Origin of the sequence: Bordetella tumbae (assembly GCF_965139195.1) — a bacterium.
Taxonomy (GTDB): domain Bacteria; phylum Pseudomonadota; class Gammaproteobacteria; order Burkholderiales; family Burkholderiaceae_B; genus Bordetella_A; species Bordetella_A tumbae.
On the sequence record NZ_CBCSJH010000001.1, the window covers coordinates 374552 to 386764 of the forward strand.

Genomic DNA, 12213 nt, shown 5'->3' on the forward strand with positions numbered 1-12213 from the left:
GTGAAAGCCGCGCATGTGTCGTAGTGTGTATAGCTCTGGACACGATACAAGAACTCAAAAAATGACGGTGCCGGCGGCACAGACCAGATACCTGGCACGGGCGAAATGGCGTTTCCTGACAACGGAAACACTCAACATGAATGCTATCAACGCTCCTATTGCGCTACTGGCTGGCGTTCTGACGATTGCCTCGCCCTGCGTATTGCCCCTTTTACCCATTTTGCTGGGTAGTTCTGTCGAACGCTCCAACCGCCTGCGTCCCTTGTTCATTGTTGCCGGTTTTGTCTGCTCCTTCGCCGGGTTGGGTATCGCGCTCAGCCTGCTATCCAACTTGAATGAAACCGTCCACGAGGCGGTGCGGTCTACCTCGATTGTGTTGTTGATGCTGTTTGGCCTGGTCCGTATCTGGCCGCGCCCGTATGACTGGCTGATCGCTCGTATTGGCGGGCCGATACAGCGCATCGCAATGCTATCGGGAAAGGCTGATAACGGTAATTCAGGCGGGTTCCTCCTGGGAATTTCGCTGGGTGCTGTATGGACGCCATGTGCAGGTCCGGTGTTGGCGTCAATCCTGGTGCTGGCCGCCAAGGCCCAGAACCTGGGGCAATCCAGTGTGCTATTGATCTTCTATGCCATCGGCGCGGGTATTCCCATGCTTGCCATTGCGTACGGCGGCAAGGCTATTGCCTCTCGTGTGGGCTGGTTGACTCGGCATACCCATCGTCTGCAGCAAGGGTTCGGTGTGTTGTTGGTGCTGACCGCATTGGCCATTTATTTCCAGTACGACGTTTTGTTTTATGCCTGGCTAACGGGGCTGTTTCACTGACCCGTGCCTGGATGACATCCCGTGTTTTCTGTTCGTGCTGGTTCTCTCTGACGCGATTCTATTTACTTCGCCAGCACTCTTTTTTGCTTGTTGATAAGGAGCTCATCATGTTCAAAATGTTGAAATCATTCGCAGCCGCCTCGGTATTATTGGTTTCAGCCGTACACGCGGCGCCTCAACCCGCACCGGTCCCCGCTCCGGAGTTTACGGGTATTGAAAAGTGGCTCAACAGCGAGCCGCTTACGCTGCAGTCGCTGCGTGGCAAAGTGGTGCTCGTCGATTTCTGGACCTATACCTGCATCAACTGCATCCGCACACTGCCGTATGTGACCGACTGGTATCAGAAATACAAAGACCAAGGATTGGTCGTCGTCGGCGTGCATACCCCCGAGTTTCCATTCGAGCGTTCCACTACGAATGTGACAAAGGCGCTGGATCGATTCGGCATCAAGTACCCCGTTGCACAAGACAATGGCTATGCGACCTGGGACGCCTACCGAAATCAATACTGGCCTGCGGCATACCTGATCGATAAGCAAGGGAACATCGTGTATCGCCACTTTGGGGAAGGGAAATACCAGGAAACCGAGGCCGAAATTCAGCGTCTGTTGGCTCAGCCGGGTTGATGCTGTTGGTGTTTGCGGCCGTTTTCCCGATACGTATCGGCTCGTTGGCATCCAGATTTGTCTCGCACTGTATCTAACCGTTCTACAGATACCTTGGGTACTAAAACCCCAGTCCCCGTGACATATCCGAGATACGCGACAGTCTTCTAATAACACTCATGGATAGACGGCACACGGCAGCAACCACGACACAATGCCTTGCTGACTATTCAAAGCGTGTTTCGTCGTTCATTCACCCATCAATCATTACTTTTTATCGAGACTTACTATGAAAACCCAATTCGCCATCTTTGCCATCGCTTTGTCCGCTTCGTTCGCCGGTACGGCCGCACACGCTGCAGAGGAAACCTATGTGCCGCCGAGTGTCTCGACGTTGTCGCGTGCTGAAGTCACGGCCGATCTGGCAGCTGCCAAGGCTGCGGGCAATGTACAGCCGGGCGATCAGACTTATATTCCGGTGTCGCCATCGACGCTGTCTCGTGCCGAGGTCAAGGCGGACTTGGCGGCATGGAAGCACGCCGGTTTGTCTAGTGAATGGCGCGGCAATGCGACGCCCGATATCTACAGCACAGCATACAGAACCAAGCTGGCTGTTTACGAGTATTCGGTGGCCTCACAGGCGAGCCGTGTCGCTTCTGTTTCGTGATGTCTTCTAAGAGGTTCTCGGATTCAGCACCGTCTGAAAACATCGGTCTGGCCGCGAATCCCGGGTTGTCAGCATATTGCTGCAGGTCGGTGGGGGGGGGATTCCACCCACCGACCTTGTCCTGATTAATCTTGACGATCAGTCACTTCGACCAGGTGATACCCGAATTGGGTCTTGACCGGGCCTTGCACCACGTTCAACGGCGCGCTGAACACGACTTGGTCGAATTCACGCACCATTTGGCCCGGGCGGAATGTGCCCAGGTTGCCGCCGTCGCGGCTGGACGGGCAGCTGGAGTTTTCGCGGGCGACTTGGGCGAAATCGGCACCGCCTTCGATAGCGGCCTTCAGTTCGTTGCATTTGGCTTCGGTGGACACCAGGATGTGGCGTGCGCTGGCTTGGGCCATGGAGTGCTCCTTTAATAAAAAATGACTACCAGCCAGATGATACTCGCTCGTGTGTGACCTACCAGCGATAGGTCGTACTCAATGTAACGAGACGTCCCGTGCCGTACGAGCAAGACCCCCACTCGGTGCACTGGCTGAAATACTCCTTGTCGGTCAGGTTGCTGGCGTTCAACGCCACGCGCCAGTGGCGATTTTCCCAGGCCACCATGGCGTCAAAGAGCGTGACAGATGGCGTTCTGGGCACATAGGAGCCGTCGTTGGGCTCGTCGACAAAGCCGCTCGCGTAATGCACGCCGGCGCCGGCGGTAAAACCGTCCAGATTCCCGATCGCGAACTTATACGTTCCCCAGAAAGCGGCCTGCCGCTTCGGCACCCCGGTCAATTCGCGGTCGACATTCAAATAAGTGAAACTGGCGTTGATGTCCAATTTGGGGGTGATCGAGCCCACCCATTCCAGCTCCAGCCCGGTGTTCCGGGTCTTGCCGCGTTGTGCAACCTCCGTCTGGGAAATTTCCACGGTACGGTTGGTCTCGCGTAGCTCAAATATGGCCGCCGATGCGCGCCAGTCTTGCTCTGGAGGCTGATATTTGAGGCCCGCTTCCCACTGTTTGCCGCGCAGCGGGCGCAGCTGTTGGCCATAATCCGTATTGGCCTGGGGCTGGAACGACTCGGCATAACTGACGTAGGGCAGCAGGCCTGGCACGATTTCGTACATCAGGCCCACTCGCACCGTGTTGGCCCGATCATTGCGGTCCGCCGCACCGTCTTCCCAGTTAGTGGATTCATCGTGCCGCCAGCCCGCCAGCAGGATCCATTGCCTCCAGCGCATTTCGTCTTGAATATAGACGCCTAGCTGCTTGACCCCATTCGCGGCAGTCGGCTCGAGATCCGGCCGCGTATAGCCGCTGTTATAAATAGGATTGAAGACATCGATCGGGGGAACGCCGCCGCCATCGGCCAGGCCGTAGTCATCGATGCCAGAACCCCTGACGCGATAGCGCATGATATCCAGGCCCACCAGCAACTGATGGTCGACGGAGCCCGTCGAGAATTTGCCCAACAGGTTCTGATCGGCGGCAAAGATGCGCGTATGTTTTTTCCAGAAATACGCGGCGCGATTCAGCACGCGCTCTTCGGCATCCAGATAGGGCGCATAGACGTCAAACGCCCCGTAATCGGTCTTGTTGTCTGTCCATCTCGTGTTCTGGCGAAACGTCCATTGCTCGTTAAACGCATGGCGGAACGACCAGCCGGCTTGCCAGCTGTCGGCATCGAAATAGTCTAAACCCGGCTCACCCACGAACGTATGCCGGGAAATCTTTCCATTGGGATTCGACAGGATCGTGCCGTTCCAGGGCAGCGTGCTGCCCGAATCGCCATTGGCCCGGTCTTTCTGCCATTTGAACCGTAACGTCAGCTCCGTGTTGGCGCTGGGAGCCCACGTCAGCGAGGGGGCAACTACCTGCCTGTCGTCCTGGCCGTAGTCGAGTTGCGTGCCACTTTCCCGGCCCAACGCCACCAGCCGATAGAGCAGGGTGCCGTCTTCATTCAACGGCCCGGTCAGGTCCGCCTGGATTTGTTTTTTGTTGTGATTTCCGACTTGAATACCGACTTCGCGTTGGGTTTCGGCCTGGGGCTGTTTACTCACGTTGTTGATCAGGCCGCCCGTGCCGCCTTGGCCATACAGCATCGAGGCCGGTCCGCGCAGGACTTCCATGCGTTCCATCAGATAGGGTTCGACACGCGCCGTGCTGTTCCAGTAATTCACCCGGTCTTTCAAGCCATCCAGGTAGATGTCTTCAATCTCGACCCCACGTGCTTGCACCGCATCCAGCCGGGAACTCGTGCCATACATCGACGTGCGTACGCCTGCCGTATAGGTCAACGCCTGATCCAGGGAGCTCGATCCGGTATCGCGGATCTGTTCGGCAGAGACGACCGAAATCGACTGCGGGGTCTCCACAATCGGCGTGTCGGTCTTCGTGGCAGTTTCGCTATTTCGTGCCATATAGCCGATCACCGGACCGGTACCGCTTTCAGTGCGGCCTGTGATCGTGACCGTGGGGAGTTCACTCACACTGGAGGCCGGCAGGGCCTTGAGTATGTACCGGTTATTGGCATCCGGTGTCGCCTGCAGGCCCGTGCCAGTCAGCACATTCGCCAAGCCTTGCGAGACCGTATAGTTGCCTTGCAGACCGGTGCTGTTTTTTCCATTGGCCAGCTCGATCGAGCCCGCGAGGTAAATGCCCGACTCGCTGGCAAAGCGGGTCAGCACGGTGCGCAGCGGGCCGGCGGGGATGTTGTAGCGGCGCTGTGCGGGCGCCGCCTGTGCGATGACGCCGTCGGCGGCATAGACGTGTCCCGGCATGCCGGTCCCCACCGCGATGACAGCGGTGAGGGCGCCCAACTCCATCCAGACCGCCCAGGGCTTGCGGGCAAATCGATTCTGCCGCGACCGTTCCGTGCCGAGACCCAATGGGGTCGATCGGGCCGAGCGGGACTGCGGACGGCGGAGAGCATGCGACGAGCGCCAAGGCATGAGAATTCCTCTTCACAAAGTGGGTGCAACAGGGGCCTTGTCTGTGCGAACACCTATCGCGACCTGAGACGTGCGGCCCTCTCTATCTCTAAATCAATCGAGAGGGCAAAAAGCGGAACTCACGCGGTAAAAAAAAATCAGGGGTGCTTTGTGCCCGGATAACAAAACGCTCAACGGGATTGAGCAGGAGCCGGCGTGGCGTCGCGGCTACTGATTGAAATCCACCATGGCAGCGGTTTACGCACCTGTAGCGACGCCACGTCCGCGAGCATGGCCAGCGCGCCATCCACATCGCGCAACGGAAATGTCCCGAATACACGGCGCCGTGCGACGGCCGGATCCAGTGCGATATGTCCTGTGTAATAGCGATTGAGTTCATGCACCACAGCCGCCAGCGACAAATCCCAGGCAATCAAATCTCCACGGCTCCACGCCTCTCGCGCGGGGTCGGCCTCCGTGGCATCGGCGATGTGATCCAGACTGAACCGCGTCTGTTTCCCCGCGGCAATGATGGTGGTCGTGTCGTTGGCCGCGGTTCGGATTTCGACTGCGCCGTCGTAGACGGCCAGAAAGGTTTGCTCAGGCTCGCACCGGACTGTGAAGCGTGTGCCCAGCGCGCGCAATTGCCCCTGCGGCGTCTCGACAATAAACGGACGAGTATCTCCGTGGGCTGTCGATACCAGGACCTCCCCGGCGATCAGCGTGAGCTTGCGCAAATTCGCCGACATATCGGCGTTGACCGCACTGCCCGCATTGAGCCAGATGCGCGAGCCGTCGGCCAACCTGATTTCGCGAATGTCTCCGGTGCCGGTGCGATAGTCTGCAGTCCAGGCTGCCAGGACCCCAGCGATCGGTGTGTGTGTCCAGCCTGTCCAGCCGATCAGGCCCAGCCCTGCCACGGTGCCGAGTCCTGCCAATACGCGTCGGCGGGATCGCTCGCGGGTATGCACGTCGTGGACCTTGGAGGCCAATAACGTCGGGTCGGGCGCATTCTGCAGAGGAGCCAGCACGCGTTGGCTGACTGCTTCCACGTAGGCCCAGGCGTGCCGATGTTGCGAGTTGGCCGCCAGCCAGGCCTGCCAGCGGGCACGGTCAGCCGCATCAGCTTCGCCGGAAATCAGCAGGGCATACCAGTGCGCGGCCTGTTCCATCGCCGCGTGCGAAGGGTCTTTATCTTGGCCGTGGCTGCCCGGTTGCGCAGAATCGATGGAGGACGTTGCAGGCATGGGGTTATGGCAGGTCGGTGAACACGCGCATCACACCGCGGGTGAGGTCCGCAGTTCAGCCGCGGTCTGGACTGCATGGGCCTGCATACAGCGCAGCATGGCTTGTGCGACGTACTTGCGCACCATGCGCGAGGATACGCCGAGTTCGCAGCCCACCTCCGAGGCCGTCATGCCGCATATGGTCGACATCAGAAAAGCCTGGGCCGCCTTGGCGGGCAAGCCTTGCAACAGCGTTGCGATCTCGTGCAGCGCCTCCAGCACGATTGCCTGCCGCTCGGCCGAGGGCGCGACATCCTGTGGCTGCGCAGCCAGTGTATCGAGCCATGCCTGTTCGATTTCTCTTCGACGCCACAGATTGATGCACATGCCTTGCGCCATGGAGCGCAAATAGGCGCGGGCCTCCAGCGGGCTATGAAATCCCCGCGGCGCGGGCTTCATGATCAATCGTAAAAAGGCTTCGTGTGCCATGTCGGCCGCGTCGGCGGCGTTGCCCAGGCGCCGTTGCAGCCACGTCCTGAGCCAGGAGTGGTGCTCGGCGTACAGCGTATCCACCGATGGTGGCGAAACGTAAGGGAGGGACGCGGCACTCACGGGCGGATTCCGGGGGTAAATTGCCAGGTGGAGGAATAGCAGAACTGATGATATTAATAGAAATCGTTCTTATCTTGAATTCGGGCTGACCCGTGGTAACGACAACGGCAGCAGATCGATTCGTGTCGTGGTCAAAATGTGGTCAAACTGCGCAGTGATCGGGCCTGAAGAAGCCGCAATGTGCTAGGGGATTTCCCGCATCAAGGGTCCATAATGGTGCGGTGCCGCATGAACAATGCGTTCTTTGATGGGTTTTTTATAAAACGATATAAGCCATTGTCATAAAAGAATAAAAACTCCACATTAGTGGACTGCGGTGTGACTCATGCCGGCTTATATTCATAAAAGGAATAAAACCATAGGCTTTTAATTCCCTTTTGGCGTGTCCGTGTTTTTTGCATGATCCAGTCTTCTGGAGACCGAACCCCATGCAAAACGCTTCGCCATTTACCCTCAATGCTGCCGCTCCGGTGCTTAGCGCCGAGTTGGCAAATGCCCTGCAGTCCATCGTGACCCCGCATCTGAGCGACAACATGCACCGCCAGAGCGGCGTTGTCGGTTTGAACCGCTACAACCGCAGCGGCAAGCTGGTCGGCAGCGCGCTGACGGTCAAGACACGTCCCGGCGACAACCTGTTCATCTACAAAGCCATGACCTTGATTCAGCCGGGTCACGTGCTGGTGGTGGACGCCGGTGGCGATCTGACCAACGCCTGCGTGGGCGAAATCATGAAGCGTTATCTGCAGCAGCGTGGCTGCGTTGGCCTGATCGTCGATGGCGCAATTCGCGACGTGGCGGCTTTCGAGAATGATTCATTCCCCTGCTACGCCCGTGGCCACGTGCACCGTGGCCCCTACAAAGACGGTCCTGGCGAAGTCAACGTGCCGGTCACCATCGGCGGGCAGGTCATCCAGCCTGGCGACGTGATTGTGGCCGACGAAGACGGCATCGTGTCGTTCCCGGTCGCTCAGGCTGACGCTTTGGTAGAAAAAGCCCGTGCTCACGCTGCAAAAGAAGAGCGCATCATGGCCGAGATCGACAGCGGTGCCGAGCGCCAAAGCTGGTTGCACGCCGTATTGGAATCCAAGAACCTCCTGTAAATCGCATCATGACTGCCAGCAACACGAATCAAGCCGTTTCTTTCCTCGCGCAACGCATGAGCGCGATCAAGCCGTCGCCCAGCATGGCGGCCAAACGCAAGGTCGATCAACTGCGCGCCGAGGGCCGGGAAATCGTCGACTTCACCATCGGCGAGCCAGACCTGAAAACGCCTGCGCATATCGCACAGGCTGGTATCGCTGCGATCAAAAGCGGCGCAGTGAAATACACCTCGTCCGCCGGTATCCGCGAACTGCTGGTGGCTATCCAGCAAAAATTTCAGCGCGAAAACAAGCTGTCCTTCGAACTGGATCAATTGGTCGTCGGCACCGGCGCCAAGCAACTGATTTTCTCGGCGCTGCAAGCAACATTGAACGCGGGCGACGAGGTCATCATCCCCACGCCGTACTGGGTGTCATATCCGGACATGGTGTTGTTGAACGACGGCAAGCCAGTCATCCTGCCGACGACCGAAGCACAGGACTTCAAGGTCACGCCCGAGGCCCTCGAGGTCGCGATCACGCCGCGTACCAAATGGCTGTTGCTCAATGCCCCCAACAACCCCTCAGGCGCGATCTACACCGAAGCCGAGCTCAAGGCCTTGCTCGCCGTGATCGAACGCCATCCGCAAGTCCTGCTGATGGTCGACGAGATCTACGAACACTTCTGCTACGACGGCAACTACATTTCGCCGCTGGCCGTGAATCCCGGCCTGGCATCGCGCGTCATGTTGGTCAACGGCGTCTCCAAGGCTTACGCCATGACTGGCTGGCGCATCGGCTATGCGGCTGGCCCTGCCTGGCTGGCAAAAGCAATCTCGACACTGATTTCGCAATCCACCTCGTGCGCCAGCCAGATTTGCCAAGTGGCCGCAGCCACGGCACTGACCGCAGACCAACAATGCGTGGCCGATACCGTGGCCATCTACAAAGAGCGTCGCGACACGATCGTCAGCCTGCTCAATGGCATCGAATCGATGAGCTGCCCCAACCCGGCCGGCGCATTCTATGTGTTTCCCAACATCCAGGGCTTCATTGGCAAGAAAACGCCAGATGGCAAGACCATTACCAACGACCTGGAGTTTGTGCATTACCTGCTGGACGCCGCCGGCGTTGCCGTTCTGGACGGTACCGCTTATGGCAACCCCGGCTATCTGCGTATGAGTTTCGCCACCGATCTGGAGACCATCAAGCTCGGCTGCGAAAAACTGGCGCAAGCTTGCCGCCAACTTCAATAACACTCAAGGAAGGAAATCATGGTCTTCAAAAATATTCTGAAGTGCCTGCCCCTGGTGGCTTGCCTGGGCATGGCAAACGTCGCGCACGCTGACGCGCTGTCCGATATCAAAGCGCGCGGCACCCTGGTGTGCGGCACGCTCGGCACCTCCGAGCCCTTTAGTTTTCAGGATCCCAAGACCCGTCAGGTCGTGGGCTACGAAATCGATCTGTGCAATAAAATTGCCGCCGACCTGGGCGTCAAGCTTGAAGTCAAAATGATCTCCGTGGCAGCCCGGATTCCCGAGCTGGCCGGTGGCCGCGTCGACCTGGTGGCCGCCAATCTGGGTTGGACTCCCGAGCGCGCGCAGCAGATCGACTACAGCTACCAGCACTACGTCAGCCCGCAAAAGATCCTGATCCGCCGCGACGATGCCGGTACACTCAAAACGAATGCCGATTTGGCGGGCAAGCGCGTCAGCGCCGTTGCAGGCTCCTCCTCGGAGTCGGGCGCCAAACGCCTGATCCCGGATGTCACCACCGTGACGTTCAAAGATCCTCCGACCGCCTTTGTCGCCCTGCAACAGCGCAAGGTCTCCGGCTTTGTCGGCTCGGAACTCATGCTGTTGAAGTTCAAGCAAGACGCCGAAAGCTCGCCCGTCAAACTCGATATCATCGAAGAGCCGTTGTTCGTCGAGCCGTGGGGTATCGGCATGCGTAAAGGCGAAGACGGCCTGCGCAATGAGGTGAACAAGGTCCTCACCAAGCTGGAGACTTCCGGCGAGCTGCAAACCATTTTCGACCGTTGGTTTGGCCCGGACACCAAGTTCCCGACCAAGCGCGTGTTCAAAGTCGAAGAAATCAAAGGTTGATCCCGGCAGGGCGGGTAGCTTATGAACTACACATTGGATTTCGGTGCGTTACTCAGTAACGGCTACCCGACGTTGATCTTGGGTGGATTGCTCACCACCCTGAAGATGACCTTGCTTGCCTGGGTGTTGGCGTTCGCGCTGGGCAGCGTGCTTGCCGTGTTGCGCATGCTCAACATCCGGGTCTTGAATTACCTGATCATTCTGTATGTGGCCTTTCATCGCAACGTGCCGATGCTGGTCCATATTCTGTTGTGGTATTTCGGTGTCGCGGCCCTCATGCCGGTCGCGGCGGACGACGTGATCAATGTCGTCGGCGGCGAGTTCTTTTACGCCACGATTGCAGTGGGACTCGTGACCGCTGCCTACGTCAGCGAGGATCTGCGCAGCGCGATTCGCGCCATCCCGCGCGGCCAGATGGAGGCCTCGCGCAGTCTGGGGCTGAGCTATCTGCGCACCATGCGCAAGGTCATCCTGCCCCAGGCCTTCAAGATCTCCATCCCGCCACTGACAAACCAGACCCTGCTCTTGTTCAAGAACACCAGCCTGGCGATGGCCATCGGCCTGATAGAGCTCACGGGGGCGGGCCGGGAAATTGAGTCCGCAACGTTCAAGACATTCGAAATCTACACTGTCGTGACGGTGTTGTATCTGGTGATCTCGCTATTGCTGATGCTGGCGGGCGCCTATCTCTCTAAACGGGTCGCGTACGTGGCCAAGACCCGGTAAGGCCGTCATGCTCGAGATACTTTCCGATAACTGGTTATTGCTGCTGGTGGGCCAATGGCCCAACGGCCCGATGGGCGGCCTCGTCGCAACCGTAGGCCTGGCGCTGGTCAGCCTGGCATTGGCGTTTCCGCTAGGCGTGTTGCTGGCCCTGGGCCGGATCAGCTCGCACAAAATATTCTATTGGCCCGCTACGGCGGTGGTGTATCTGGTGCGCGGCTTGCCGCTCATCATGTTCATTTTCTGGGCCTATTTTTTCCTGCCGCTGGCCATCGGCACCTCGGTCAGCGGTGTCGTGACCATGGCTGCCGCATTGATTTTGTACGAGGGTGCCTACCTGTCCGAAATCATCCGCAGCGGGATCCAGGCCTTGCCGGCTGGCCAAATGGAAGCCGGCCGCTCGCTCGGATTGAGTCATATGCAGACCATGCGCAAGATCATCTTGCCGCAGGCCCTGTACAACACCATTCCCAGCATGCTCAGCCAGTTCATCTCCACGGTGAAAGAAACCTCGCTGGGTTTCGTCATCAGCGTGCATGAGCTGACTTTTGCTGCCTCGCAGGTCAACAATATTCTGCTGACCAAGCCGTTTGAAGTCTTCGCGTTGTTGGCGCTGACCTATTTCGTGCTGAACCTGATTCTTACCGGCGCCGTCAAACTCGTTGAGATCCGCATGAGCGGGACCCGACCCGTCGCAGCCTAGGCTTACCCATGATCGAATTCAAGAACGTCAGTAAATGGTATGGCGAATATCTCGCCCTGGACAACATCAATGCCCAAGTGCAAAAAGGCGAGGTCCTGGTGGTGTGCGGGCCCTCGGGGTCAGGCAAGTCCACGCTGATCCGCACCGTCAATCGCCTGGAGCCGATCCAGAAAGGCAACATCGTTGTCGATGGCGTCGACGTCTACCACTGTGGATCGATCGACGATATGCGCAGCCATATTGGTTTCGTTTTCCAGCAGTTCAATTTATTCCCGCACATGAGCGTGTTGGAAAACCTGATGATGGCCCCTGTGCTGCTCAAGCGGCTGAATAAAAACCAGGCGCGCGAACATGCGGTGGCGTTGTTGGAGCGTGTAGGCATGGGGCACAAGGCCGATGCCTATCCGGGCCAGCTATCGGGTGGCCAGCAACAGCGTGTCGCGATTGCCCGCGCCCTGGCCATGAAGCCGCGCATCATGCTGTTCGACGAGCCCACCAGTGCCTTGGACCCGGAAATGGTCAATGAAGTCTTGCTGGTCATGAAATCCCTCGCCGCCGAAGGCATGACCATGGTGTGCGTGACTCATGAAATGAACTTCGCTCGCGACGTTGCCGATATGGTCTGGTTCATGGACGCCGGCCGCATCGTCGAACAAGCGCCGCCCAAGCAGTTCTTTGAGCAACCGCAGACTGATCGCGCACGCAAGTTCCTATCCGATATCAAGCATTGAGCCTCAGGCAC

The 12213-nt window shown here is 58.4% G+C and carries 13 protein-coding genes; 9 read left to right on the forward strand and 4 right to left on the reverse strand.

All coding sequences use genetic code 11. The features are described 5' to 3' along the window. Positions 1-136 precede the first annotated feature (136 nt). The 3 genes from ACNA0J_RS01765 (at position 137) to ACNA0J_RS01775 (ending at position 2098) form a co-directional block, all read left to right on the forward strand. Positions 137-826 carry a cytochrome c biogenesis CcdA family protein gene (locus tag ACNA0J_RS01765; protein WP_415815779.1) on the forward strand — a complete coding sequence of 230 codons (690 nt, stop codon included), beginning with the start codon at positions 137-139 and terminating at the stop codon, positions 824-826. 107 nt (positions 827-933) lie between these two features. After that, positions 934-1452, forward strand: coding sequence for a thioredoxin family protein (locus ACNA0J_RS01770; RefSeq protein WP_415815781.1), 519 nt, complete (start codon positions 934-936; stop codon positions 1450-1452). A 268-nt stretch (positions 1453-1720) separates the two neighbouring features. After that, entirely contained in the window at positions 1721-2098 is a 378-nt protein-coding gene (locus ACNA0J_RS01775; RefSeq protein ID WP_415815783.1) for a DUF4148 domain-containing protein, read from the forward strand. A gap of 125 nt (positions 2099-2223) precedes the next feature. Here ACNA0J_RS01775 and ACNA0J_RS01780 read toward each other — a convergent pair whose 3' ends face one another. The 4 genes from ACNA0J_RS01780 to ACNA0J_RS01795 all read right to left on the reverse strand — a co-directional run bounded on the left by ACNA0J_RS01780 (position 2224) and on the right by ACNA0J_RS01795 (position 6861). After that, on the reverse strand, positions 2224-2505 hold the full coding sequence (locus ACNA0J_RS01780) for a peptidylprolyl isomerase (protein WP_094823610.1): 282 nt from the start codon (positions 2503-2505) through the stop codon (positions 2224-2226). Positions 2506-2563: 58 nt separating this feature from the next. Next, entirely contained in the window at positions 2564-5044 is a 2481-nt protein-coding gene (locus ACNA0J_RS01785; RefSeq protein WP_415815785.1) for a TonB-dependent siderophore receptor, read from the reverse strand. A gap of 170 nt (positions 5045-5214) precedes the next feature. Beyond that, a complete protein-coding gene (locus ACNA0J_RS01790; RefSeq protein ID WP_415815787.1) occupies positions 5215-6270 on the reverse strand; it encodes a FecR domain-containing protein in 1056 nt (351 codons plus the stop codon). A gap of 30 nt (positions 6271-6300) precedes the next feature. Then, positions 6301-6861, reverse strand: coding sequence for a sigma-70 family RNA polymerase sigma factor (locus ACNA0J_RS01795; RefSeq protein ID WP_415815789.1), 561 nt, complete (start codon positions 6859-6861; stop codon positions 6301-6303). Positions 6862-7289: 428 nt separating this feature from the next. Between ACNA0J_RS01795 and ACNA0J_RS01800 the strand changes: the two genes are divergently transcribed. From ACNA0J_RS01800 to ACNA0J_RS01825, 6 genes are read left to right on the forward strand one after another with little or no spacing between them, the layout of a single operon-like run. Beyond that, complete coding sequence (locus tag ACNA0J_RS01800) at positions 7290-7961, forward strand: RraA family protein (protein WP_094823606.1); 672 nt, start codon at positions 7290-7292, stop codon at positions 7959-7961. A gap of 8 nt (positions 7962-7969) precedes the next feature. Further along, the gene (locus ACNA0J_RS01805; RefSeq protein WP_415815793.1) at positions 7970-9196 is read left to right on the forward strand and encodes an aminotransferase class I/II-fold pyridoxal phosphate-dependent enzyme; all 1227 of its coding nucleotides are present in this window, start codon (positions 7970-7972) and stop codon (positions 9194-9196) included. Between the two features lie 18 nt (positions 9197-9214). Then, positions 9215-10045 carry an ABC transporter substrate-binding protein gene (locus ACNA0J_RS01810; RefSeq protein ID WP_415815795.1) on the forward strand — a complete coding sequence of 277 codons (831 nt, stop codon included), beginning with the start codon at positions 9215-9217 and terminating at the stop codon, positions 10043-10045. Positions 10046-10066: 21 nt separating this feature from the next. After that, complete coding sequence (locus tag ACNA0J_RS01815; RefSeq protein ID WP_415815797.1) at positions 10067-10771, forward strand: amino acid ABC transporter permease; 705 nt, start codon at positions 10067-10069, stop codon at positions 10769-10771. Between the two features lie 7 nt (positions 10772-10778). Next, a complete protein-coding gene (locus ACNA0J_RS01820) occupies positions 10779-11471 on the forward strand; it encodes an amino acid ABC transporter permease (protein ID WP_415815799.1) in 693 nt (230 codons plus the stop codon). Between the two features lie 8 nt (positions 11472-11479). Further along, positions 11480-12202, forward strand: a complete 723-nt coding sequence (locus tag ACNA0J_RS01825) for an amino acid ABC transporter ATP-binding protein (protein WP_415815801.1) — start codon at positions 11480-11482, stop codon at positions 12200-12202. Positions 12203-12213: the final 11 nt, after the last annotated feature.

Excerpts from the sequence above, each read along its gene's own strand:
- ACNA0J_RS01800 (WP_094823606.1), top strand. The coding sequence starts at position 7,290 with ATGCAAAACGCTTCGCCATTTACCCTCAATGCTGCCGCTCCGGTGCTT.
- ACNA0J_RS01765 (WP_415815779.1), top strand. The coding sequence starts at position 137 with ATGAATGCTATCAACGCTCCTATTGCGCTACTGGCTGGCGTTCTGACG.
- ACNA0J_RS01790 (WP_415815787.1), bottom strand. The coding sequence starts at position 6,270 with ATGCCTGCAACGTCCTCCATCGATTCTGCGCAACCGGGCAGCCACGGC.
- ACNA0J_RS01815 (WP_415815797.1), top strand. The coding sequence starts at position 10,067 with ATGAACTACACATTGGATTTCGGTGCGTTACTCAGTAACGGCTACCCG.
- ACNA0J_RS01825 (WP_415815801.1), top strand. The coding sequence starts at position 11,480 with ATGATCGAATTCAAGAACGTCAGTAAATGGTATGGCGAATATCTCGCC.
- ACNA0J_RS01770 (WP_415815781.1), top strand. The coding sequence starts at position 934 with ATGTTCAAAATGTTGAAATCATTCGCAGCCGCCTCGGTATTATTGGTT.
- ACNA0J_RS01820 (WP_415815799.1), top strand. The coding sequence starts at position 10,779 with ATGCTCGAGATACTTTCCGATAACTGGTTATTGCTGCTGGTGGGCCAA.
- ACNA0J_RS01785 (WP_415815785.1), bottom strand. The coding sequence starts at position 5,044 with ATGCCTTGGCGCTCGTCGCATGCTCTCCGCCGTCCGCAGTCCCGCTCG.
- ACNA0J_RS01805 (WP_415815793.1), top strand. The coding sequence starts at position 7,970 with ATGACTGCCAGCAACACGAATCAAGCCGTTTCTTTCCTCGCGCAACGC.
- ACNA0J_RS01775 (WP_415815783.1), top strand. The coding sequence starts at position 1,721 with ATGAAAACCCAATTCGCCATCTTTGCCATCGCTTTGTCCGCTTCGTTC.
- ACNA0J_RS01810 (WP_415815795.1), top strand. The coding sequence starts at position 9,215 with ATGGTCTTCAAAAATATTCTGAAGTGCCTGCCCCTGGTGGCTTGCCTG.
- ACNA0J_RS01780 (WP_094823610.1), bottom strand. The coding sequence starts at position 2,505 with ATGGCCCAAGCCAGCGCACGCCACATCCTGGTGTCCACCGAAGCCAAA.